This is a genomic window from Antarcticirhabdus aurantiaca (genome assembly GCF_009765365.1).
Classification (GTDB): domain Bacteria; phylum Pseudomonadota; class Alphaproteobacteria; order Rhizobiales; family Rhizobiaceae; genus Antarcticirhabdus; species Antarcticirhabdus aurantiaca.
In genome coordinates, this window is record NZ_VTOM01000001.1 from 424,830 (window position 1) to 444,671 (window position 19,842).

26 protein-coding genes are annotated in these 19,842 nt (G+C 70.1%); 12 read left to right on the forward strand and 14 right to left on the reverse strand.

What is annotated here, in order from left to right:
- Positions 1-109: 109 nt before the first annotated feature.
- The 5 genes from FZN60_RS02125 to lgt form a co-directional block, all read right to left on the reverse strand.
- Positions 110-976, reverse strand: a complete 867-nt coding sequence (locus tag FZN60_RS02125) for a hypothetical protein (protein ID WP_158870536.1) — start codon at positions 974-976, stop codon at positions 110-112.
- Between the two features lie 107 nt (positions 977-1,083).
- Positions 1,084-2,232, reverse strand: coding sequence for a M24 family metallopeptidase (locus tag FZN60_RS02130; protein ID WP_158870538.1), 1,149 nt, complete (start codon positions 2,230-2,232; stop codon positions 1,084-1,086).
- 11 nt (positions 2,233-2,243) lie between these two features.
- Entirely contained in the window at positions 2,244-3,050 is an 807-nt protein-coding gene (pgeF, locus tag FZN60_RS02135; protein ID WP_158870540.1) for a peptidoglycan editing factor PgeF, read from the reverse strand.
- A gap of 32 nt (positions 3,051-3,082) precedes the next feature.
- On the reverse strand, positions 3,083-4,180 hold the full coding sequence (locus FZN60_RS02140) for a class I SAM-dependent methyltransferase (protein ID WP_158870542.1): 1,098 nt from the start codon (positions 4,178-4,180) through the stop codon (positions 3,083-3,085).
- Complete coding sequence (gene lgt / locus FZN60_RS02145) at positions 4,177-5,055, reverse strand: prolipoprotein diacylglyceryl transferase (protein ID WP_158870544.1); 879 nt, start codon at positions 5,053-5,055, stop codon at positions 4,177-4,179. The genes FZN60_RS02140 and lgt overlap by 4 nt, the downstream gene beginning before the upstream one ends.
- Before the next feature lie 166 nt (positions 5,056-5,221).
- Between lgt and FZN60_RS02150 the strand changes: the two genes are divergently transcribed.
- From FZN60_RS02150 to FZN60_RS02165, 4 genes are all read left to right on the forward strand, one after another.
- A complete protein-coding gene (locus tag FZN60_RS02150) occupies positions 5,222-5,518 on the forward strand; it encodes an accessory factor UbiK family protein (RefSeq protein ID WP_158870546.1) in 297 nt (98 codons plus the stop codon).
- 359 nt (positions 5,519-5,877) lie between these two features.
- The gene (locus tag FZN60_RS02155; RefSeq protein ID WP_158870548.1) at positions 5,878-6,375 is read left to right on the forward strand and encodes a type III secretion system chaperone family protein; all 498 of its coding nucleotides are present in this window, start codon (positions 5,878-5,880) and stop codon (positions 6,373-6,375) included.
- Positions 6,376-6,378: 3 nt separating this feature from the next.
- Positions 6,379-7,200, forward strand: a complete 822-nt coding sequence (gene proC, locus FZN60_RS02160) for a pyrroline-5-carboxylate reductase (protein WP_158870550.1) — start codon at positions 6,379-6,381, stop codon at positions 7,198-7,200.
- Between the two features lie 11 nt (positions 7,201-7,211).
- Positions 7,212-7,580 carry a tRNA-binding protein gene (locus FZN60_RS02165; RefSeq protein WP_158870680.1) on the forward strand — a complete coding sequence of 123 codons (369 nt, stop codon included), beginning with the start codon at positions 7,212-7,214 and terminating at the stop codon, positions 7,578-7,580.
- A gap of 12 nt (positions 7,581-7,592) precedes the next feature.
- On the opposite strand, the gene FZN60_RS02170 is transcribed toward FZN60_RS02165, so the two are convergent.
- From FZN60_RS02170 to FZN60_RS02180, 3 genes are all read right to left on the reverse strand, one after another.
- Positions 7,593-8,951 (reverse strand): ATP-binding protein, encoded by a 1,359-nt coding sequence (locus tag FZN60_RS02170; protein ID WP_246726540.1) that lies wholly within the window; start codon positions 8,949-8,951, stop codon positions 7,593-7,595.
- A 69-nt stretch (positions 8,952-9,020) separates the two neighbouring features.
- Positions 9,021-9,710, reverse strand: coding sequence for a response regulator (locus FZN60_RS02175; protein ID WP_158870684.1), 690 nt, complete (start codon positions 9,708-9,710; stop codon positions 9,021-9,023).
- A gap of 67 nt (positions 9,711-9,777) precedes the next feature.
- Positions 9,778-10,326 carry a MarR family winged helix-turn-helix transcriptional regulator gene (locus tag FZN60_RS02180; protein WP_158870552.1) on the reverse strand — a complete coding sequence of 183 codons (549 nt, stop codon included), beginning with the start codon at positions 10,324-10,326 and terminating at the stop codon, positions 9,778-9,780.
- Between the two features lie 191 nt (positions 10,327-10,517).
- On the opposite strand from FZN60_RS02180, the gene FZN60_RS02185 reads away from it, so the two are divergent.
- The 4 genes from FZN60_RS02185 (at position 10,518) to FZN60_RS02200 (ending at position 14,123) form a co-directional block, all read left to right on the forward strand.
- Complete coding sequence (locus FZN60_RS02185) at positions 10,518-11,408, forward strand: branched-chain amino acid aminotransferase (protein ID WP_158870554.1); 891 nt, start codon at positions 10,518-10,520, stop codon at positions 11,406-11,408.
- Complete coding sequence (locus tag FZN60_RS02190; RefSeq protein WP_158870556.1) at positions 11,405-12,265, forward strand: glucosamine kinase nucleotide-binding domain-containing protein; 861 nt, start codon at positions 11,405-11,407, stop codon at positions 12,263-12,265. Before FZN60_RS02185 ends, FZN60_RS02190 begins: the two co-directional genes overlap by 4 nt.
- 68 nt (positions 12,266-12,333) lie before the next feature.
- Positions 12,334-13,470: an anhydro-N-acetylmuramic acid kinase gene (locus FZN60_RS02195; RefSeq protein WP_158870558.1), complete on the forward strand. Its 1,137-nt coding sequence runs from the start codon at positions 12,334-12,336 to the stop codon at positions 13,468-13,470.
- A gap of 11 nt (positions 13,471-13,481) precedes the next feature.
- On the forward strand, positions 13,482-14,123 hold the full coding sequence (locus FZN60_RS02200; protein WP_158870560.1) for an MBL fold metallo-hydrolase: 642 nt from the start codon (positions 13,482-13,484) through the stop codon (positions 14,121-14,123).
- Positions 14,124-14,126: 3 nt separating this feature from the next.
- Here FZN60_RS02200 and FZN60_RS02205 read toward each other — a convergent pair whose 3' ends face one another.
- Positions 14,127-14,717 carry a hypothetical protein gene (locus FZN60_RS02205; protein ID WP_158870562.1) on the reverse strand — a complete coding sequence of 197 codons (591 nt, stop codon included), beginning with the start codon at positions 14,715-14,717 and terminating at the stop codon, positions 14,127-14,129.
- 361 nt (positions 14,718-15,078) lie between these two features.
- Positions 15,079-15,294 (reverse strand): cold-shock protein, encoded by a 216-nt coding sequence (locus FZN60_RS02210; protein ID WP_158870564.1) that lies wholly within the window; start codon positions 15,292-15,294, stop codon positions 15,079-15,081.
- 290 nt (positions 15,295-15,584) lie between these two features.
- On the opposite strand from FZN60_RS02210, the gene FZN60_RS02215 reads away from it, so the two are divergent.
- From FZN60_RS02215 to FZN60_RS02225, 3 genes are all read left to right on the forward strand, one after another.
- A complete protein-coding gene (locus FZN60_RS02215) occupies positions 15,585-16,205 on the forward strand; it encodes a pyroglutamyl-peptidase I (protein WP_158870566.1) in 621 nt (206 codons plus the stop codon).
- 107 nt (positions 16,206-16,312) lie between these two features.
- Complete coding sequence (locus tag FZN60_RS02220; protein WP_158870568.1) at positions 16,313-16,627, forward strand: hypothetical protein; 315 nt, start codon at positions 16,313-16,315, stop codon at positions 16,625-16,627.
- Positions 16,628-16,724: 97 nt separating this feature from the next.
- The gene (locus tag FZN60_RS02225; protein ID WP_158870570.1) at positions 16,725-17,207 is read left to right on the forward strand and encodes a hypothetical protein; all 483 of its coding nucleotides are present in this window, start codon (positions 16,725-16,727) and stop codon (positions 17,205-17,207) included.
- A 128-nt stretch (positions 17,208-17,335) separates the two neighbouring features.
- On the opposite strand, the gene FZN60_RS02230 is transcribed toward FZN60_RS02225, so the two are convergent.
- Positions 17,336-17,512, reverse strand: coding sequence for a hypothetical protein (locus tag FZN60_RS02230; RefSeq protein WP_158870572.1), 177 nt, complete (start codon positions 17,510-17,512; stop codon positions 17,336-17,338).
- Between the two features lie 218 nt (positions 17,513-17,730).
- Here FZN60_RS02230 and FZN60_RS02235 point away from each other — a divergent pair, with 218 nt between their 5' ends.
- The gene (locus FZN60_RS02235) at positions 17,731-17,871 is read left to right on the forward strand and encodes a hypothetical protein (RefSeq protein WP_158870574.1); all 141 of its coding nucleotides are present in this window, start codon (positions 17,731-17,733) and stop codon (positions 17,869-17,871) included.
- Positions 17,872-18,457: 586 nt separating this feature from the next.
- Here FZN60_RS02235 and FZN60_RS02240 read toward each other — a convergent pair.
- The 3 genes from FZN60_RS02240 to FZN60_RS02250 form a co-directional block, all read right to left on the reverse strand.
- A complete protein-coding gene (locus FZN60_RS02240) occupies positions 18,458-18,607 on the reverse strand; it encodes a hypothetical protein (protein WP_158870576.1) in 150 nt (49 codons plus the stop codon).
- Between the two features lie 115 nt (positions 18,608-18,722).
- On the reverse strand, positions 18,723-18,893 hold the full coding sequence (locus FZN60_RS02245; RefSeq protein ID WP_158870578.1) for a hypothetical protein: 171 nt from the start codon (positions 18,891-18,893) through the stop codon (positions 18,723-18,725).
- Between the two features lie 109 nt (positions 18,894-19,002).
- On the reverse strand, positions 19,003-19,167 hold the full coding sequence (locus tag FZN60_RS02250) for a hypothetical protein (protein ID WP_158870580.1): 165 nt from the start codon (positions 19,165-19,167) through the stop codon (positions 19,003-19,005).
- Positions 19,168-19,842: the final 675 nt, after the last annotated feature.

Genomic DNA, 19,842 nt, shown 5'->3' on the forward strand with positions numbered 1-19,842 from the left:
ATCGTCGCCGCGCTCCGCTCCCGATCCGCGGGTGCAGCGCGCAACGAACCGCATTCGCCGGCTCATAACAAGAACTATTCCGGAATCCTATGCGAAATCCGGCGGATCCCTAGCCCGCGCTGCGCACGGCCTCGGCCAATGTCTTGCGCGCGATCGCCTCCATGGTCTCGGGACCGACGGCGGTCCAGGCGTCGCCCGAGGCGCGGCCGGTAGCCGGCTCCTGGCCCTGGATGCGGTTGATCCGGTTGCCCGCCGCGTCGAGGACGTCCCAGACGTAGATGACGCTGGTCTGGCCGTTCTCGGTCATGGCCGAGAGATAGCCCTTGAGGCGCGTCGGCGCCGTGCCGGCCGAGGCCGCGACGATCTGGACGTTGCTCCCCGGCGCGTTGCGGGCGAGGGCCTGCGCGAGCTGGGCGACGCTGTCGGGCGGCGCGCCGACGATCGGCAGGAACTGCACCTGTTGCAGGCCCGCCGGCGCGGCGGCGCGCGGCGGCTCGTAGGCGGCCTGCTGCTGGTAGACGGCTGCGGCCTGCTGCGGCTGCTGGGCCGGGGCGGGCTCCTCGTACACCGCGGCCTGCTCGTAGCTCGGCTCGGGCGCGGCGTCGTAGGACGGCTCGGGCGACGAGGCGGGCTCGTTGTAGCCGCCGTAGCCGCCGGACGAGACGACCGGCGTGGGCGCGGCGGAGGCCGTCGCGGCGGCCATGCGGCTCGGCGGCTCGTAGCCGTTCCCGCCGCCCGAGCCGACGGGCGTGCCGATCGGGCCGCGAACCGGGGCGCGGGGGATCGAGCGCACCGGCGGGGCGGCGTAGGTGTGCGAGGGCGCGCGCTCGAAGCTGGCAACGAGGTCGCCGGAGTCCCCGCCGATCGGCGCGCGCGGCACCATGCCGAGCGTCGGGTCGTGCTCGATGCAGCCGGACAGGGCGCTGAGCGGGATCAGGGCGAGGAGAAGGGGCACGCGAGCCGGGTTCGGAGCCATGAGGCCCTCCGGGTTCGGATTTCCGGGAGGCTCAAGGCTTAGGGATGGCGCGACAAGAAAGCCTTAAGTGACGGTCTTGCCGCGCGACATGCTTACCAAGTCCTGAATCACCGCAAGGCGAGGTCGAGCGGCAGGGCCGACAAGGGCTCGGCCATGCCCTCGGTGGTCAGGTAGGTGCGGCCGAGCGTCATCGCCGTGCCGGTGTCGGAATCGGCGATGATCATGTGGGCGAAAAGGGTCATGTTCGGCACGATCGGCGCGGCGTTCCCGGCGACGAACATCGGCGTGTCCATCCAGGACGGGGCGAAGGTGCCGCCGAGCGAGTAGCCGCAGGCGCTCAGCCGGTGGCGGGCCAGTTCGTGCCGCTCCATGACGGCGGCATGGGCGTCGAAGACGTCGCCGAAGGTGAAGCCCGGCCGCATCACCGCCTCGACCGCCAGGAGCGCCTCGCGGGCGGCGTCGAAGAGCTGGAGGTGCCGGTCGCTCGGGGAGCCGACGATCACCGTGCGCATGAGGGCCGCGTGGTACTGCGCCTTGACCCCCGCCCACTCCAGCGTCAGCTGGTCGTTCTCGTCGAGCCTGCGGCGGCCGGACTTGTAGCGGCAGAGGAGGGCGTCGTCGCCCGAGCCGATGATGAAGGGGTTGGCGGGATAGTCGCCGCCGCCCGCCAGTACGGCGCCTTGCATGGCGGCGAGGATGTCGGCCTCGTCGGCGCCCGGCTTGATCTGCGCGAGCCCGGCCTCGAAGGCGAGGTCGCCGAGGCGCGCGGCCTCGCGCACCGTCTCGATCTCGGCCGGGCTCTTCACCGCGCGAAGCCCCGGGATGAGGTCGGACGCGTCCTTGAGGGTCGCGAAGGAGGTGAGGCGGGCTTCGAGCATCTGCCCGTTCGCGGCCGTCAGCCCGTGCGTCGCCCATTCGACGCCGATCCGCGCGCCGAGAAGATCCATCTCCTCCAGCATGTCGCGCAGGTCCACCGTCGGGTCCGCGCTGCCGCGATCGCGCCAGACCGTGATCTGCTCGATGATCGAGGTGTGCCGCGCCTGGCGCAGGTCCGCCGAGCGGGTGAGGAGGCGCATCTCGCCGTCGCCCTTCACCACGAGGCACTGGAAGAAGCAGAAGCCGAACGTGTCGTAGCCGGTCAGCCAGTACATCGAGGCCTGGGAGAACAGGAGCATGGCATCGAGCTTGTTCGACGCCATCTCGGCCAGGAGCCGGTCGCGCCGGCCGGCGAACTCGTCGCGGCTGAAGTGCAGCATGGGTCGGTTCCTCAAAGGTCCAGGACGATGGCCGAGAGCTGGCGGCCGTAATCGGGCTCGCCGCGAAGGGTCGTGCGGCGGAACGAGAAGAAGCGCTCGGGCTCGCCGTAGGTGCAGCGGCCGACGAAGGCGGCGCTGCCGACGCCCGCGGCAGACAAGCGCGACAGGATGAAGCCCGGCAGGTCGAACTGCGCCTTGCCCGGAGCCGCGCCGGCCGAGAAGAAGCGCTGCCGGTCGGCCTGGGGAAACTGGTCGGCCATGTCGGCGCCGACCTCGTAATTGGCTTGCGTGATCGTCGGGCCGAGAACGGCGCGCACGGCGCCGCGCCGTGTGCCGATCCGCTCCATGGCGTCGAGCGTGGCTTCCAGAACGCCGCCGAGCGCCCCGCGCCATCCGGCATGGGCCGCGCCGACGACGCGGTTCTCCGGATCGTGAAACAGGATCGGGCCGCAATCGGCGGTGAGAACGCCGACGACGAGGCCCGGCACCCGCGTCACAACGGCGTCGGCCTTCGGCCGCTCGCCCGAGAAGGGCGCCTCGACCACGACCGCCTCGGCCGAGTGCACCTGCCAGGGCGTCGCCAGGCGATCGGCCGGCGCACCGAGGAAGGCGCTCGCGCGGGCGCGGTTCTCGGCGACGTGGCCCGGATCGTCCTCCGAGCCGGTGCCGACGTTGAGCCCGGCGTAGAGGCCGGTCGAGACGCCGCCGGGCCGGCCGAAGAAGCCGTGGCGGGCGCCGCCCAGGGTCGAAAGGTTCGACGATCGGACGACATCGGACGGCGCGAGAGCCGCACCGGGGGAGGTTTGCGCGTGATCCATGGGCGAAAGCGTGGGCGAGGGCGGGGCCATAGTCAATCGACGGGAGCTTGCACGAAAGGCGGGAGGTCGAGCGGCGCGGAGGCCGTCGCGAGCACCTTGAAGAGCGTTCCCATCCCGGTCTCGCCGCTGCCCGCGAGGCGCTCGACGGCGGCGCGGATCGCCTCGCGCCCCGCCTCCTCCGCCCCCGCGCCGAGCGCCCCGGCGCGCTCCAGAAGCCCCATGGCGAGGAGGAACCCGCCCTGGGTCGCCGGCGGCGCCACCTGGAGGCCGCCGGCGCGAAACACCTCCGCGAGGGCCGCGAAGTCGACGTGCGAGGTGATGTCGCGGCGTCCGGGTTCCGCCAGCGGATCGGCGAAGGCGTGGCGGCGCAGGGCCTGGAGCGTGTCGCCGGGTCCCGGCGCCCAATGCCCGTAGTCGAAGAACAGCCCGGCGCCCCCGTTCGCGGCGAGATGGCGGGCGAGGGTCGCGGCGAGCGCCGAGCGGGCGGGCGAGGCCTCGTAGACGGCGCCGGCCTCGACCGGGCCGAGCCCGGGCGGTCCCTTCGTCAGCGGGGGGCCGGATACGAAGGCGAAGCGTTCGGTGTCCGGCGAAAGGCCCACCAGCCGCTCGCGCCAGGCGGTGCCGTCGAAGACGATCTGCCGGATCGGCAGGGCGTCGAAGAGCTCGTTGCCGACGAGGATCAGCGGCAGCCTTTCCAGCTCCTCGACGCGGCGGACGCGCCGGGCGGGCAGGTCGAAGCGGGCGACGGCGCGCAGCTGCTCGGCCGCCAGCCGGTCGCTGACCTCGACGAGCCGCAGCCGGGCGGCTCTCGCGAAATCGGCGTCGAGCCGCAGCGCCGCCCGTAGGAGGTCGGCGATCAGCGTGCCGCGCCCGCCGCCGATCTCCGCGAGCAGGAACGGCGAGGGGCGGCCGACGCCGCGCCAGGCCATGACGCACCAGGCGCCGACGAGCTCGCCGAACATCTGGCTGATCTCGGGCGCGGTGATGAAGTCGCCTTCAGCGCCGAGCGGGTTTCCCGTCGTGTAGTAGCCGTGCGCCCGGTCGAAGAGCGCCGCCTCCCACCAGGCCTCGAGCGTGAGCGGCCCGCGCTCCGCGATCCGCCGCTTCAGGATCCCGGCGAGAGCGTTCATCGCGCCTGCGGCAGGGCCGGCGGGTTCTCGGTCTTCGGCGGATAGATGCGGGGCTTGGCCGTGGCGATGCCCCAGGCGGCGACGAGCAGCATGGGCAGCGACAGCACCATGCCCATGGTCAGCCAGCTCGTGCCGAGGAGATAGCCGAGATGGGCGTCGGGCATGCGGAAGAACTCGACGAAGATGCGCGCCAGGCCGTAGCCGCCGATGAACACGGCGCCGACGAGGCGGGGGCGACCGAACGCGCCCATGCTATGCGTCATGAAGCGCAGCACGAGGAAGAGGACGATGCCCTCCAGCGCCGCCTCGTAGAGCTGGCTCGGATGGCGCGGCTGCTCGTCCGCCGTCGGGAAGACCATGGCCCAGGGAACGCCCGTCGGTGCGCCCCAGAGCTCGCCGTTGATGAAGTTGGCAAGGCGCCCGAAGAACAGGCCGAAGGGCACCGAGGCCGCGACGACGTCGATCAGCGGCCAGAGCGGCACCTTGTGCCAGCGCGCGAAGAGGAACATCGCCACGACGACGCCGATGAGGCCGCCGTGGAAGGACATGCCGCCTTCCCAGAGCCGGACGATGGCCAACGGATCGGCGACGTACTTGTCGAAGTCGTAGAACAGGATCGAGCCGATGCGCCCGCCGAGCACAATGCCGAGCGTGATGTAGAGGATGAAGTCGTCGATGTCGGTCTTCGTCATCGGCGCGCCGCCGCCCGGCCAGAGGCTCGCCTTGCCCACGAGGTAGCGGCCGTAGAGCCAGCCGCACAGGATGCCGGCGACGTAGGCGAGGCCGTACCAGCGCAACTGGATCGGCCCGAGCTCGAGGAAGACCGGATCGATGTTCGGGTAGGCAAGGACGCCGAGGGTCGTCAGGGTGAGCAAGAGCGTTCCGCCTCTTCCGCTTGTCCGCGCGCCCGGGTCGCTCGGGCGGCGCGAGATAAGGAGGAGGAAAGCGTCGCGGTCAAGGCGCGGGGCGGCCGCCCGGCATTGCCGGGCGCGCGCCGGACGCCTAAGTCAGTCGCGAACCCGATGAACCGGAGCAGAAGCCATGGCCAGCCGCGGACCCAACCGAGTGCTCGACGAGTTCGCGCGCATGATGACCGACGCGGCCGGCGCCGCCCAGGGCGTGCGCCGCGAGATGGAGACCGTCTTCCGGTCGCAGGGCGAGCGCCTGCTTCACCAGATGGATCTCGTCCAGCGCGAGGAATTCGAGGCGGTGCGCGACATGGCGGCGAAGGCGCGGATGGAGAACGAGGCGCTCAAGAAGCGCGTCTCGGATCTCGAAGCGAAGGTTGCCGGCACGGGCCCGACGCCGTCGACGACCGCCGGCGATCCGGCGATCTGAAGCCTTCGTGGCAGGAGGAAGGCCGCGCCCAAGCGGCCTTCATCGCTTATCCACAGGTCTTCAACAGGTTTTAACGATTGACTCTCGCGTCAGCCCGCGACTCGAAAAGCCTTCGCGCTGAGTCGGTTAACGGCCCGATCGACGCCTCGGGGCGCGCTATCCAAAGCGCAAAATCGTTGAAGAAGCCTTGTCCCCCTCCAACCCGCGACTCGCCTCCTATAGGCTGATTCCAAAGGGTGATTCGTGAATTTCTCGCGAAGCACCCCAGGGGCCGGGCCATGAGGGCGCCGGCCTGCGAGGGAGCACGTGGCGGCGGCGCATTCCTCGCGAGGCAAACCTCATGCGAGGAGAGGTGCGAGATGCTGGAAGAATGGGGAGTGCGGCGGGCGACGAATCCCGTCGACGTCGTCGAGGGCGTGGCTTCGGCGCGTTGCTGGGCCTTCGAGCGGTCCTGCGACGACGAGATCGAGCTGACGGTTGCCGGGCACGACGCGGACTACTCCGTGTCCTTTTCCTGGATGGAGCCGGTAGAGGCGCTGCACCTGGGCTGCGCCTTCGACATGGAGATCCCGCTCCAGCGTTTGCCGGAGGTTCTTCGGCTCCTCGCCAAGATCAACGAGCAGCTCCTGATCGGCCACTTCGACCTGTGGCTGGAGGAGCGGGCGGTCGTGTTCCGCAATTCGCTGCTGCTCGCCGGGGGCGCCGAAACGACGGACCGCCAGGCCGAGCGCCTGCTCGCCTCGGCGCTCGACGCCTGCGAGCGCTTCGGCCCGGCTTTCCGCTTCGTGGTGCGCGACAATCGCCGCGCCGAGGATGCCATGGCCTTCGCCCTGTTCGAGACCGCGGGAGCGGCCTGAACCGTGAGCGGAACCGCGTCTCCTTCGGTGCTCCTCGTCGGCGGCGGCAACATGGGTGCCGCCATGCTCGGCGGCTGGCTCGCCGCCGGGCGGCCGGCGGCCTCCTTCACGGTGCTCGACCCGACGGTCGGGCCGGCGCTGAAACCCATCCTCGACGCCTGGCCGGTGACCCACCGCGACACGCCGCCGGCCGAGCCGGTGGACGTTCTCGTTCTCGCGGTGAAGCCGCAGATGATGGGCGCGGTGCTGCCGGACTTACGCGCCGCGGTCGGGCCGGGAACGCTCGTCGTCTCGATCGCGGCCGGGACGACGATCGATACCATCCGGCAGGGGCTCGGCGCCCGCGCGGTGGTGCGCGCCATGCCGAACACGCCGGCCCTGATCGGCCGCGGCGTCACCGGCGCCTTTGCCAACGAACACGTCACCCCCGAGCAGCGGCAGGAAACCGACGATCTTCTCGGCGCCTCCGGGCCGGTGGAATGGGTCGGACGCGAACCGCTGATCGACGCGGTGACCGCGGTTTCGGGCTCGGGTCCGGCCTACGTGTTCCTTCTCGCCGAGGCCCTGGCCGCTGCCGGCGAGGCGGTCGGCCTCGAGCCGGACCTCGCCATGCGCCTCGCGCGCCACACGGTGGCGGGCGCCGGCGAGATGATGATCCGCTCGTCCGACGCGCCAGAACAGCTCCGGCGCAACGTCACCTCGCCGAACGGCACGACGGCGGCGGCACTTGCTGTTCTGATGGCGGAGAGCGGGGGCCTGCCCGAGCTGATGAACCGGGCGGTCGAGGCGGCGCGGGCGCGCGCGGCCGAACTCTCCAAGGATTGAGCGGCAAGGCGATGGCGGAGCACGGAACGGGTGGCGAGGCCGCGGAGCGGATCACCTTCGCCGACTTCCTCAAGGTGGACATCCGGGTCGGGACGATCGTCGAGGCCGCGCCTTTCCCCGAGGCGCGCAAGCCGGCGATCAAGCTGATCATCGATTTCGGTGCGCCGATCGGGCGCAAGAAGTCCTCGGCGCAGATCACCGTCCACTACAGGCCCGAGGATCTCGTCGGCCGGCAGGTGCTCGCCGTCGTCAACTTCCCGCCCCGCCAGATCGGGCCTCTGATGTCCGAGGTGCTGACCCTCGGCATGCCGGACGAGGCGGGCGAGGTCGTGCTGATCGCGCCCGACAAGGCCGTGCCGAACGGCGGCCGGCTGTATTGACGCCGCTCCGGCTCAGGCCGGAACCCGGATCGTCGCCTTCAGGCCCCCCATCGCGCTCGTCGACAGGAGCACGTCGCCGCCGTGGCTGCGGGCGATGTCGCGCGCGATCGAGAGGCCGAGCCCCGTTCCGCCCTCGTCGATGTTGCGGGCCTCGTCGAGCCGCACGAAGGGCTTGAACACCTCCTCGCGGCTTTCCGCCGGGATGCCCGGCCCGTCGTCCTCCACCACCACGGAGAGCCAGCGCCCCTCGTGGCGCGCGACGAGCGACACGCGTTCGCCGTGGCGCATGGCGTTGGCGACGATGTTGGTGACGAGGCGCGAGAAGGAATCGGGCCGCACGGTCACGCGCGGATCGCCGATGATGTCGATGTCGAGCTTCTTGTTCTTCAGTCGCGCGTCCGCCGCGAAGCGCGCGAAGAGCGGCTCGAGGTCGAGCTCGCCGACATCCTCGCCCGACTCGTCCTTGGCGAAGGCGAGATAGCCCTCCAGCATCCGCGCCATCTCGTCGACGTCGTGGTCGAGCTCGTCCCGGTCCTCGCCCTCCGGAAGGAAGGCGAGCTGGAGGCGGAAGCGCGTGAGAACGGTTCGAAGATCGTGGCTGACGCCGGCGAGCATCGCCGTGCGCTGCTCGATCTGGCGCTCGATCCGGTCGCGCATCTGCATGAAGGCCAGCGAGGCGCGCCGCACCTCGCTGGCGCCGCGCGGTCGAAAGTCCGGCGGCATCGCCTGGCCGCGGCCGAAGCTCTCGGCCGCGGCCGCCAGCGCCTGGATCGGGCGGATCTGGTTCCGGAGGAACAGGATCGCGATGATCAGGAGGACGAGCGAGGCCGCGACCATCCAGACGATGAAGATGTGGGTGTTGGAGGCGTAGGCCGAGTTGCGCCGGGCAAAGACGCGCAGGAGCTTGTCGCCGAGATCGACCCGGATCTCGACGATCCGGGACTGGCCGACCGTGTCGATCCAGAAGGGCCGACCGATCTGGTCCTCCAATTCGTCGGACAGGATGTCGTCGAGGATGTTGAAGAAGGGGCTCGGCTCGGAGGGCGGCAGCGGTCCCGGCGGCAGGATCTCGATGTTGAGGTCGAGCTTGTCCTCGGCGATGCGCTTGATCGCCGCCTCGTTCTCCGGCCCCGGAAAGGTCGCGATCATGTCGATGACGCCGGCGATGTCGCGAACCACCGCCTCCGACAGGCGCTGCGTGACGAGCTGCCAGTGCCGCTCCATGAACACGCCCGCGACGACGCCCTGCAGGAGCACCATCGGCGCGATGATGATGATCAGCGAGCGCGGATAGAGCCCTTTCGGCATCCACCGCTGGACGAAGCGCGGCAGGATGCGCAAGGGACGGGGCAGGGGGCCGAGGCGGGGCAGGCTCTTCGGCGTCGCGCCCGCCCGGATGCGGTCGAGGATGGTCACGCTCCCGCTCCCCTCAGGGCCCCGTCAATCGACGTTCAGCCGGTAGCCGATGCCGCGCACCGTCTGCAGCCAGAGCGGATTGGCCGGATCGCTCTCGATCTTGCGGCGCAGCCGGTTGATCTGAACGTCGACGGTCCGCTCGCCGACCTCCGTCTCGTCGCCCAGGAGGTCCTGGCGCTGCACGGTCTCACCGGCGCGCTCGGCGAACTGGGTCATGATGTCCTGCTCGCGCTCGGTCAGCCGGATCACCTCGGTACCCCGCTTCAGCTCCTTCTTCGGCAGGTTGAAGGTGAAGGGCCCGAAGCGGACGTTCTCGAGCTTCAGGACCGGCGGCTGGCTGGAGCGTTTCAGGATGTTGTTGATGCGCAGGAGCAGCTCGCGCGGATCGAAGGGCTTGGGCACGTAGTCGTCGGCGCCCGCCTCCAGCCCTTCGATGCGCTGCTCGGTTTCCGAGCGCGCAGTCAGCATCAGAACCGGAGCCGGGCGCACCGGACGGATGCTCCGCACGAACTCGACGCCGGTCTCGCCCGGCATCATCACGTCGACGATCATCAGGTCGAAGTCGAGACCCGTCAGGATGCGCCGCGCTTCCGCCGCATCCGCGGCGGTCGACACCCGGAAGCCCTTCTCCGTCAGGAAGCGCTGGAGAAGTCGGCGGATACGGCGGTCGTCGTCGACGAGGAGGAGGTGCGGCGCGTCGTCCGCGACGATCAGCTCCGGCGCGGTCTCGTCGCCCGGAACGGGAACCGCCGCGCTGTCCTGCGTCGTCGCCTCGATCGGATCAGGTCTCACGGTCGATGCCCTTCTTGGCGAACCAGTCGCGTGCCGCCTTCCGCTCGCCTCCCATCTCCACCAGAAAGGCGGCGACGGAATGGACGTCGATGCCGCCTTTGGCCTGCAGGGCGGCGTCGATGCGCCTCACCTGCGCCCGGGACAGCTCGAGCGTCAAGGCGCGCCCCCGCTCGGTCGGGTAGAGCCAGCGCTCGCGCCGGTCCTCCGTGCCGGGCACCAACGCGATGAAGCCCCCGTCGACGAGCTGGCGCAGCACGCGCGAGAGCGACTGCTTGGTGATCTCCAGGAGGTCCAGGAGTTCGGCGATCGTCATGCCGGGATCGCGGTTGGTGAAGTGCAGCACCCGGTGATGGGCGCGGCCGAACCCGTACTGCGCGAGGATCGAATCGGCGTCCCCCGTGAACTCGCGATAAGCGAAGAAGAACAGCTCGATCAGCTGGAAGTCGACGTCGCCGCGCGTCGGCAGCGGCTCGCGCACGATGTCGGCGTCGCTCGTCAGGTCGGGTTCGTTGCGGGAGACGGCGGGTTCAGCATTCATAAATAGGTCAGCATTGTTGACGTTATTTGTTTCCATTGTTACACAGCCCCGGCAGTCGGGAACAGCGGCGAGGGCATCGCTGCGACCGTAGATCGTCCGCCCGGAGCCGACTTTGGCTCCGCGCGTCGCCGGCCTATGATCCATCGACGACAACGTTCACGGAGGGTGCCGCCCTGCGGCACGAAAGCAGCATGAGCGCCATTCCCTTCGACCAGATGGACGGCCAGATCTGGTTCAACGGCGAGTTCGTCCGCTGGCAGGACGCCAAGATCCACGTTCTCACCCACGGTCTTCATTACGCGAGCTGCGTCTTCGAGGGCGAGCGGGCCTACGGCGGCGAGGTGTTTAAGCTGCGCGAGCACACCGAGCGGCTGATCGAATCGGGTCGCCTCCTCGGCTTCACCGTGCCCTATAGCGCCGACGAGATCGACACGGCCACGCGCGAGCTGCTCGTGCGCCAGGGCCTCACCGACGCCTATGTGCGCCCCGTCGCCTGGCGCGGCTCGGAGATGATGGGCGTTTCGGCGCAGAGCAACCGCATCAACGTCGCCATCGCCATCTGGCAGTGGCCGAGCTACTTTGCGCCCGAGCAGAAGATGAAGGGCATCCGGCTCGACCTTGCCGAGTACCGCCGGCCCGACCCGCGAACCGCGCCTTCGAAGTCGAAGGCTGCCGGCCTCTACATGATCTGCACCATCTCCAAGCACGCCGCCGAAGCCAAGGGCTACGCCGACGCGCTGATGCTCGACTGGCGCGGCCAGGTGGCCGAGGCGACCGGCGCCAACGTGTTCTTCGTGAAAGATGGCGCGATCCACACGCCCAAACCCGACTGCTTCCTCGACGGCATCACGCGCCGCACGGTGATCGATCTCGCCCGCCGCCGCGGCGTCGAGGTGATCGAGCGCGCGATCCTGCCCGAGGAGCTTTCCGGTTTCAGAGAGTGCTTCCTGACCGGCACGGCGGCCGAGGTGACGCCGGTCTCCGAGATCGCCGACTGGCGCTTCACGCCGAGCGAGCTGTCGCGCCGGCTCATCGACGACTACGCCGCCGAGGTCACGCCGAAGCGCGCCGCGGCGGAGTGAGCGGACCGGCGCCGCTTCGTCTCGGCATCGATGGGGGCGGCACGAACTGCCGCGCCCGCCTGACGGACGGCGAGGGTCGGGTTCTCGGGGAGGGGCGCGCCGGCCCGGCTACGCTGCGGCTCGGCGCCGACCGCTCCTTCGCCGCCCTGATCGAGGCGAGCATGGCCGCTCTCGTCGCGGCCGGCCTCGACCCGGTCGCAGATGCCCGGCGCGTCGCGGCCTGCGCAGCCCTCGCCGGCTTCTCGCGCAGCGAAGCGCGCGAAGCGCTCGCCGCCAAGCCGCATCCCTTCGGCAGGCTCCGCCTCGCTCCCGACATCGAGGCCGCCTGCATCGGCGCCCATGCCGGCGCCGACGGGGGGATCGTCGTCGTCGGCACCGGCAGTTGCGCCTTCGCGCGCGTCGGCTCCCGGCACATCCGCTTCGGCGGCTGGGGCCTGCCGGCCTCCGACGAGGGCAGCGGCTCCTTTCTCGGCCTGCGCGCCGTGGAGGCCGCCTTTCGTTGCCTCGACGGTCGGCTGCCGCCCTCCGCCTTCTTCGAAGCCATCTTCGCCGCCGTGCCGGCCGAGCCCGCGGCGCTTGTCGCCTGGGTCGACGAGGCCGGCGCGACCGAGCTGGCCTCGCTCGCGCCGCTCGTCGCGTCCGCCGCCGACGCGGGCGACCCGGCGGCGGCGGCCATCATGAACGAGGCGGCGCGCGCCGTCGACGGCTTGGCGCAGGCGCTCGTCGCGGCCGGGGTGCCTCGCGTCGCGCTGGTCGGCGGCTTGGCGGACGTCATGCTGCCGCGCCTGAGGACGCCCCTTGTCGCGCCGCTCGGCGACCCGCTGGACGGCGCGCTGATCCTCGCCCGCGGCCCGTGACCGCGCGCTGGCGCCCCGGCGCTGGTCCGGCTACACCGGGCCCCCGTTCCTCGACGAAAGGCACTGCCATGGCGCCGATCTGGGCCATCGGTCTGATGACCGGCACCGTTCTCGACGGAAACGTCGACGTCGCCATGGTGCGCACGGACGGCGAAACGATCGCCGAGCTCGGCCCCTTCGCGCTGAAGCCCTATCCCGACGCGGTCCGCGCCGTGATCGGCGAGGCCGTCGAAGCCGCCCGTGCCTGGCGCTTCGAGGGCCCGGAACCGGCGATCTTCGCCGAGGCCGAGCGGGCGCTGTCGCTGGCCCAGGCGGATGCCGTCGCCGAGTTCCTCTACGACAACGCCATCGCGGCGGACGAGGTCGGCATCGTCGGCCTGCACGGTCAGACCGTTCTCCACAGGGCGCCCAAGGCGGACCGCATCGGGGCGACGCGACAGCTCGGCGACGGGCAGGTCATGGCCGACCGGCTCGGCATTCCCGTCGCGTTCGACTTCCGCAGCGCCGACGTCGCGGCCGGCGGGCAGGGCGCGCCGCTCGCGCCGATCTACCACCGCGCGCTCCTGGAGCGGGTATCGGGGGGCCGCGCGGCCGCGATCCTCAATCTCGGCGGCGTCGGCAACGTCACGGGCCTTCGCGACGACGGGAGCCTCGTCGCCTTCGACACGGGCCCCGCCAACGGGCCGGTCAACGACTGGGTGCGCCGCCACACCGGCGCGGAGATGGACCGCGACGGGATCCTCGCCGCGCTTGGCCGGCCCGACGAGGCGATCATTGCGCGTCACCTCGCCCATCCCTACTTCGCAGCGGAGCCGCCGAAGTCGCTCGACCGCTACGACTTCACGGCCGACATGGCCGAGGGCCTGTCGATCGAGGATGGGGCGGCGACGCTCACGCATTTTGCCGCGGCTGCCGCGGCGAAAGCCCTGGAGCATCTGCCGAGCGACGTGCGGCGGCTCGTCGTGTCCGGTGGCGGTCGGCGCAACCCGTCGCTGATGGCGGCGTTGCGGGAGCGGACCGGGCTCGAGATCGTCGACGCCGATGCGTTGGGCCTTCGCGGCGACGCGATCGAGGCCGAGTGCTTCGCGCTTCTCGCGGTCCGGGTGGCTCGCGGGCTGCCGATCAGCTTTCCCTCCACCACCGGCGCGCCGCACCCTTTGGCCGGTGGTCGGCTGGCCGAGCCGCGTCCGAGCCGAGAATCCTGAAAGGATTGCCCATGAGCCGACTGTCCACCCGCATCGTTCCGGTCACGCCGTTCCAGCAGAACTGCTGCATCCTCTTCGACGAGGCGACGAAGCGCGGCGTCGTCGTGGATCCCGGCGGCGACGTCGACGACATCGAGGCGGCGATCACCGACGTCGGCGCGACGATCGAGGCGATCTGGCTGACCCACGGTCACATCGACCATGCCGGCGGCGCCATGGACCTGAAGGACCGACTCGGCGTGCCGATCCTCGGCCCCCAGAAGGGGGACGAGATGCTCCTCGCCAACCTCGAAGCGCAGGCCCGCATGTTCGGCCTCGGCGGCGCGGTGCGCAACGTCATTCCCGATCGGTGGCTCGGCGACGGCGAGGAACTCGCGATCGGTCCGCACCGCTTCCGCGTCATCCACGCGCCCGGCCATGCGCCCGGTCACGTCGTCTTCTTCAACGACGAAGCCAAGTTCCTGCATGCCGGCGACGTCCTCTTCGCCGGTTCGATCGGTCGAGCCGACCTGCCCGGCGGAGATCACGCGACGCTGATCCGCTCGATCAAGGAGAAGATCCTGCCGCTGGGCGACGATGTCGGCTTCATCTGCGGACACGGTCCGGGGAGCCGGCTCGGCGTCGAGCGCCGGACCAACCCCTTCCTCGTCTGACGCTCAGAAGTCGGGCGAGACCCGGATGATCTTCGGACCGCCGCGCGAGATGATGTCGAGCCCGTCCGGCCCGTAGGGCCTGCGATCGAGCCGGCTCGCTTCGACGTCGATCACCGAAGGCCGCGCGATCGACCCGACGCTGCCCGCTTCGCTGGAATAGGCGAGACCGCCCGGCACCAAAGTCACGTCTAGGATCGCGGCGCGGCGCGTGCGCAGGGTAATGATGGTGAACGAGCCTCTGCGTTCCATCCGGTCCGGTCGTGCCGAACGCTGAAGCCAGTACTGACCTTCCTCGCCCTCGGCCGTGTCGAAGGTCTGGAAGTCCCGCTCGCGGTGACGGGCCTCCGACCGACGACGCTCGGCGGCGCGATGGCCGGTCCGGTCGAGGGCTCGCGTCGACGGTCCGGGACGTGCGGCATCGATGAGGTCGTCCTCCTCGGCCGGGGCGCTGAAGTCGATGACGACATCCGCCCCATCGGCTCCGGGAGCCGCCCAGTCCTGCGCCGCGACGGGAGCGGCAAGGCCGACCGACAGGACCGCGCCCGCCACCATCGCGATCATCCGCCGTGCGACAGCGTCTTCGATCTGGAACATGACGAACCCCTTTTCCGTGCGCGAAACGCGTCTTCGGAGCGGGTGTTGCAAGCAGCGTGCCAACGACGGTTGCCTCGAAACGGGACGTCGGCGAAGCGAAAGGGGATGATCGGGCGGCGCGCCGGCGGAAGGTTCGCGCTCCAGGGCTCGCCGGACCGGAGACGGTGCGGCAGCGACGCCTGAGCGGACGAGGAGTGGAGCGCCAGATTGCGCAGCTAAGTAAGGCTAAAAATATACTTGTAATACTAAACCACCGACCTCTGTTCGAGGCCGATGACGTTCGCGTGAGGGGCGGCCGGAACGCCGCCGGACGACGTCATCTGCCGATTCGGTCCCTCAAGGTTCCGAAGCGGCCGAGAGATCAGTCCGCAGTCTGCAGGTTGACCGCCTTCGGGCCCTTGCCGCGCTTGTCCGGCTCGGTATCGAAGGAAACCTTCTGGTTCTCGGTCAGGCCCGGCAGGCCCGATGCCTGAACGGCAGAGATGTGGACGAAGATGTCCGCGCCGCCGTTGTCCGGCTTGATGAAGCCGAAGCCCTTCTCGGTGTTGAAGAATTTGACCGTTCCGGTCTGCGCCATGATCGGGGTCCTTTTCCCTGTCATTTCGTGTCGCCGTGAGGCGGTGGCAGGCAAGTCTTGATGCAGGGAAAGGAAGCGATACATCGCGTAAGAGCTTGCGCCCGTCCGCTCGAGGGATGCGCCCTCGATACGCTTTTCGTCCGTGTCCTGTGTTCGCGAAATTGCCCGAACAGCTTTTCAATGCTATCGGGCCGCGGTTTTTGCAAGTAAAACTTTTGGCGCGACTGCGTTGTCCCAAAGTGGCACATGAGGCAGGTGCACTTCGTGCGTTCGAGGGTGGTAAACTTTTTGTGAGAACGATCCTCCTCTGCGGCTTCGCCGCCTTTCCCGGAGCGCCCCAGAACCCGACCGCCCGGCTCGCCCGGCAGCTCGACGGAGCGATGATTCGGCACGACGTCTGCGTGCGGGGCCGGGTGTTGCCGGTGGAATGGGACGGCAGCTGGCCGGCCCTCAAACGAGCGATCGAGGACGAATCACCCGCGGCCGTTCTCCTCTTCGGCCTGCACGTCCGCGCCGAGCGACTACGCCTCGAACTCGTCGCCCGCAACCGCCGGGAACTCGGCCGAGCCGACGCGGCCGGCGCCTTCCCGGCGGGGCCGGCCGTCGGCGACGGGCCGGACGAACTGGCGACGCGGCTGCCCTTGGCCGCCTGTGCCGCGGCTCTTCGGGAGGCGGGCGTGTCGTTCGAGTGGTCGCGCAATGCCGGGGCTTATCTCTGCAACGACACGCTCTACCGTCTGGCCCGGGCGGCCGGGGATCTGGGCGTCGAGCGGTTCGGCTTCGTGCACGTGCCGCTGACCGACGAGTGCGTCGAGGCGACGTTGGAAGCGGGCGGCTTGCCGGAGGTCTTCTGCTCCCTGTCGGAGGGGGCGCTGGAGCGGGCGGCGCGGGCGCTTCTGGGAGTGGTGTGAGGGGGCGGAAAGTCGGGCGCCCGCGGGAACGCCGAGGGGGGCAGCAGGGTTTGGTAACAAACGCCGCGCCATGGTCGTGCGGCCCTCCCGCATCGAAGGACATCCCCATGCGTCTCGTTCCCCTTCTCGCCGCCGCGACCCTGGTCGGCTTTGCAACGAGCGCGGGTGCGCAGGTCTTCGGCGAGACCCAGAGCATCAACGGCGAGTTCGTCGAGGCGCCGACAACGCCTATCGGCGAGCAGCTGGACGGCGGCGGCCTGCCGGGCGTGTTCGCCGGCGGCGGACCGGCCCGCAGCGACATCGCGCGCGGTCCCGGCGGCTTGCGCAACGGAACCGGCGCGATCGGCACCATGGCGCCCTCGACCTCCAGCTCCAACCCGGTGCCGCTGGTGCCGACGCAGCTCGGCATCCCGCTGAACTGAGGCGGGCGGCGGATGCCCGGCGGATTCGACATGGCGCCGGGCCGGGTTCTAGCGTAGCGTGCGCCCGGGGCGCTCGGCCCCGGGGGAGTCCGTCCGCATGTCCTGCCGTTATCTGATCCGCTCGGCCCTCGTGGTCGCGGGGCTCGGCGTCGTCGCGCCGGCCGGCGCGCAGGAGAGCGCGGAGGTGTTTCTGCGGTCGCTGTACCAGGAGCCGATCTACAACCCGCTGGAGGACGGCGGGGCGGACAAGCTGACGGGCGACGCGCTGGAGGCGCTGCGCACGAGCGAGACGCAGAGCCAGGAAGGCGAGGGCGTCGGCTGCATCGACTTCGTCGTCACTGTGTCGGGCCAGGACTACGACGGCGACGCGATCCGCAAGACGCTGGCGATCGAGCCGGCGCCGGCCGACGCGGAATGGCCCCTCGAAAAGGGCGAAGCGCGCTTCCTCGTCAGCTTCACCCAGGCGGGCGAGAAGACCACCCTGTTCTACGACCTCCTGGAGGTCGACGGAGCGTGGCGCATCAACGACGTCGCCAACACCGCGGAGGAGGGCTGGACGATGTCCCAGCTCTGCCAGTGAGGGCGAGCCTCGCACGCGGCGGGGTCCCCGTGGAGATGGTTTCGCGGGGTGAGGCCGGAGCGTCGCCGCGCATCGCGCCGGCGCGTCGGCCGGCAGCGATGCGGGGCGGATCCGGGTTCGGCGCGGCGTCAGATGAAGGCGCCGGAGGGGCCGTGGACGCGGGCGACAACGAGCTTGCCGGCGGTCGCCGGGCGCCGGCGGCGGTCGGGGCGCACGGGCTGCGTCCAGCTCGGCGAGAGGATCGGCTGGAGGGCGGGGAAGCTGTCGCCGGCGATCTCGCGGGCGGTGGCGAAGACGGGTTGCATGGCGCGTCCTTTCGGAACGAGGTGTCGGGGCGGCTCGGCCGCGGTCGACCCGTGTTCTAGGCGTCGCGCATTGCCCGCCGATGTTGCCGGCGTTTCGCGTGGGTTGCTTCGCGTTTCGCCCGATCGACGCGCCGGCCGGACTTGATGCGGCCGCGCGGCGGGGCTAGGCCTCGAACACGCCCGCCCGCTCCCTTGGCTCCCGTTCCGGTTCGGTCCCCATGCGCCTGTCGACCCTTCTTCTCGGCCTGTTTGTCCTCGCGCTGTCGGGCTGCTTGTCCGAGATCAACAAGCCGATCACGCCGAACGACCGCTGGTCGGAAACCGCGCAGATCCTGAACACGCCGGCCTCGCCCGACTGACGGGCGGGAACCCGCGGACGCGCGGAAGCGTCCTCGCGCCCGGCCGCCGGGCCGGAAACGCGCGAGGCTCGGGCCTCGGGGTCGGGTGCCTCCCGTGCGGGGAGGGCTGGGGGCGCCGCAGGCCGAACCTGCGACGTATGCGAATCGTCAAAAAGGGTCCGCCTGCGGCGCCCACCGCGAGGGACTGCGGCACTTTTCCGGTGCGGGGCCATCCCGCACCGCGCGCGTGGGAGCCAGAAACGGGCGGCTTCACCCATGCCTGGCGGCGTCCTCCCGAGTTCGGGTCTGTCCCAACCGGGGCCCGGGTCTGCCTTCGGGGATACTCCACGGCGCGGGCCGCTACAGCCTGCACCGATCCTCGCGCGTCGCGCCGCCCGGGCAGCCGCTCCTCCGGACGAAGCGCTCATGCCGGACCTCGCCCGCCGGCCCCCTCGAACGATCCCGGTGATCATTCGCGCCCATCCGAATGGGCCGGCGGTGACGCGGAGAATAGGGGCGCGGCGAAAGGGCGTGGACAAGTCGGGGGTGCTCCGACGGGACGCGCAGGCTTCGAGTGCCGAACGTCGCGCGCGTCGGCCGAACGTCGTCAAAGGAAGAGGAACGGGGTCGTCGGCACCGGACCCAGGAACGGCACCATCAGGAGCGTCGCGGGCGAGCCGCCGACCAGCAGTTGAACCGGCGCGAAGGCGATGCCGCCGAAGAAGGGTGGCAGGCCGAGGACGAAGAAGGCGAGCATCGGCGTTTTCCGCGTGAGGAGCCGCGAGGGGGCGGCGAGGTCGATTGCCGGGCGCCGCTGGTCGGCGCGCCGACCCGGCGGGGTTGCAGGCGCAGCGGGACCGGGCCGGAGCGCTTCACCAGCCGAGAGCCGGCAGGCCGGTGGCGGGCAGGAGCAGGATCTCCAGGCGAAGCTCGAGGAGCGGGATCGCCAGGGGCGTGCCGCCGAGAAGCGCGTCGAGCGGCGCGAGGCCGACGCTCGCCGCGAGCGGCGACAGGACGAGAAGGGCGAGGTCGATGGCGCTCATCGGTCGGGCCGTCCGCGCGGGGCCGGCCCGGCGGACCCGCCGCCTCTCCGCGGCCTGGACGCGTTCAGCGGAGCCGCGCGGTCGCGCAAGGCCGGGAGGCGCCGCGCCGTCATGGGGCGAGCATCGACAGGTCCTGGAACAGTCCCCAGCCGGGCAGGGTGTAGGTCGGCGGGATCAGCAGCCCCGCGGGCGTTCCCGCCGCGAGCCCGAGCAGGGGCTGCGTGTAGAGCACGAGGATGGCGAAATGGATGGGGGAGAACAGCGAGGCTTCCATGCAGGCTCCGGCGAAAGGGCGCGTCGGGGGCGGTGCGGTCGGCAACGAGAAGTAGCGCGGGGAGGACGACCGGCGAGATAGGTGGTGGGGAGCGAGCGGTCTTTCGGTCAATCTTACCGATGTGTATCTGGTTGAGGAGGGTCACCCCGAAAATCTCACCTAGGCTCTTAACTCCCGCCAAGCGAAAACATCTCAGAACCGGTAGTTGAAGATTGAAGAAGCCTCGGTTACGATGTTTCGTACAACAATTTGGGGGAGGGAAAATGGAAGCTGACAGACTTCTTTCGTATTATCAGTTGTTTCCGTTCGATAAGCATCCGCTATGGGTGGCTATACGTTCGAGGGAACTATCCAAAGAACAAATCATCGAGGCCGAAATACAGCACTTCATCCGCTCGGACATCGGCCGCCTATATCGCGAGCGTGCCGCAATACAGTCGAGGCTGATAGGCGGAGATCTGCACTCTTTACTTTCCCAGACCGCTAAAGAGGAATGCCAAGCGGACGAAAGCGGACCTAGCCATGCTGCAATGATTAAGGGATTTCTAATACCGCCCAGCCTATGAATTGACCTCTTCTATCCAGGGATAGAGGCAGAGGGATCGAATGCGCCTGGGATCGTCTGTGGCGGCGTTCCAGGCTTGGCAGCAGGCGTCGATGATGTGCTCACGACCC

Bases quoted from the DNA above. Each gene is read 5' to 3' on its own strand.
- FZN60_RS02125 (WP_158870536.1), bottom strand. From the start codon at position 976: ATGGCTCCGAACCCGGCTCGCGTGCCCCTTCTCCTCGCCCTGATCCCG.
- FZN60_RS02130 (WP_158870538.1), bottom strand. From the start codon at position 2,232: ATGCTGCACTTCAGCCGCGACGAGTTCGCCGGCCGGCGCGACCGGCTC.
- pgeF (WP_158870540.1), bottom strand. From the start codon at position 3,050: ATGGATCACGCGCAAACCTCCCCCGGTGCGGCTCTCGCGCCGTCCGAT.
- FZN60_RS02140 (WP_158870542.1), bottom strand. From the start codon at position 4,180: ATGAACGCTCTCGCCGGGATCCTGAAGCGGCGGATCGCGGAGCGCGGG.
- FZN60_RS02150 (WP_158870546.1), top strand. From the start codon at position 5,222: ATGGCCAGCCGCGGACCCAACCGAGTGCTCGACGAGTTCGCGCGCATG.
- FZN60_RS02155 (WP_158870548.1), top strand. From the start codon at position 5,878: ATGCTGGAAGAATGGGGAGTGCGGCGGGCGACGAATCCCGTCGACGTC.
- FZN60_RS02165 (WP_158870680.1), top strand. From the start codon at position 7,212: ATGGCGGAGCACGGAACGGGTGGCGAGGCCGCGGAGCGGATCACCTTC.
- FZN60_RS02180 (WP_158870552.1), bottom strand. From the start codon at position 10,326: ATGAATGCTGAACCCGCCGTCTCCCGCAACGAACCCGACCTGACGAGC.
- FZN60_RS02185 (WP_158870554.1), top strand. From the start codon at position 10,518: ATGAGCGCCATTCCCTTCGACCAGATGGACGGCCAGATCTGGTTCAAC.
- FZN60_RS02195 (WP_158870558.1), top strand. From the start codon at position 12,334: ATGGCGCCGATCTGGGCCATCGGTCTGATGACCGGCACCGTTCTCGAC.
- FZN60_RS02200 (WP_158870560.1), top strand. From the start codon at position 13,482: ATGAGCCGACTGTCCACCCGCATCGTTCCGGTCACGCCGTTCCAGCAG.
- FZN60_RS02205 (WP_158870562.1), bottom strand. From the start codon at position 14,717: ATGTTCCAGATCGAAGACGCTGTCGCACGGCGGATGATCGCGATGGTG.
- FZN60_RS02210 (WP_158870564.1), bottom strand. From the start codon at position 15,294: ATGGCGCAGACCGGAACGGTCAAATTCTTCAACACCGAGAAGGGCTTC.
- FZN60_RS02220 (WP_158870568.1), top strand. From the start codon at position 16,313: ATGCGTCTCGTTCCCCTTCTCGCCGCCGCGACCCTGGTCGGCTTTGCA.
- FZN60_RS02225 (WP_158870570.1), top strand. From the start codon at position 16,725: ATGTCCTGCCGTTATCTGATCCGCTCGGCCCTCGTGGTCGCGGGGCTC.
- FZN60_RS02230 (WP_158870572.1), bottom strand. From the start codon at position 17,512: ATGCAACCCGTCTTCGCCACCGCCCGCGAGATCGCCGGCGACAGCTTC.
- FZN60_RS02235 (WP_158870574.1), top strand. From the start codon at position 17,731: ATGCGCCTGTCGACCCTTCTTCTCGGCCTGTTTGTCCTCGCGCTGTCG.
- FZN60_RS02240 (WP_158870576.1), bottom strand. From the start codon at position 18,607: ATGCTCGCCTTCTTCGTCCTCGGCCTGCCACCCTTCTTCGGCGGCATC.
- FZN60_RS02245 (WP_158870578.1), bottom strand. From the start codon at position 18,893: ATGAGCGCCATCGACCTCGCCCTTCTCGTCCTGTCGCCGCTCGCGGCG.
- FZN60_RS02250 (WP_158870580.1), bottom strand. From the start codon at position 19,167: ATGGAAGCCTCGCTGTTCTCCCCCATCCATTTCGCCATCCTCGTGCTC.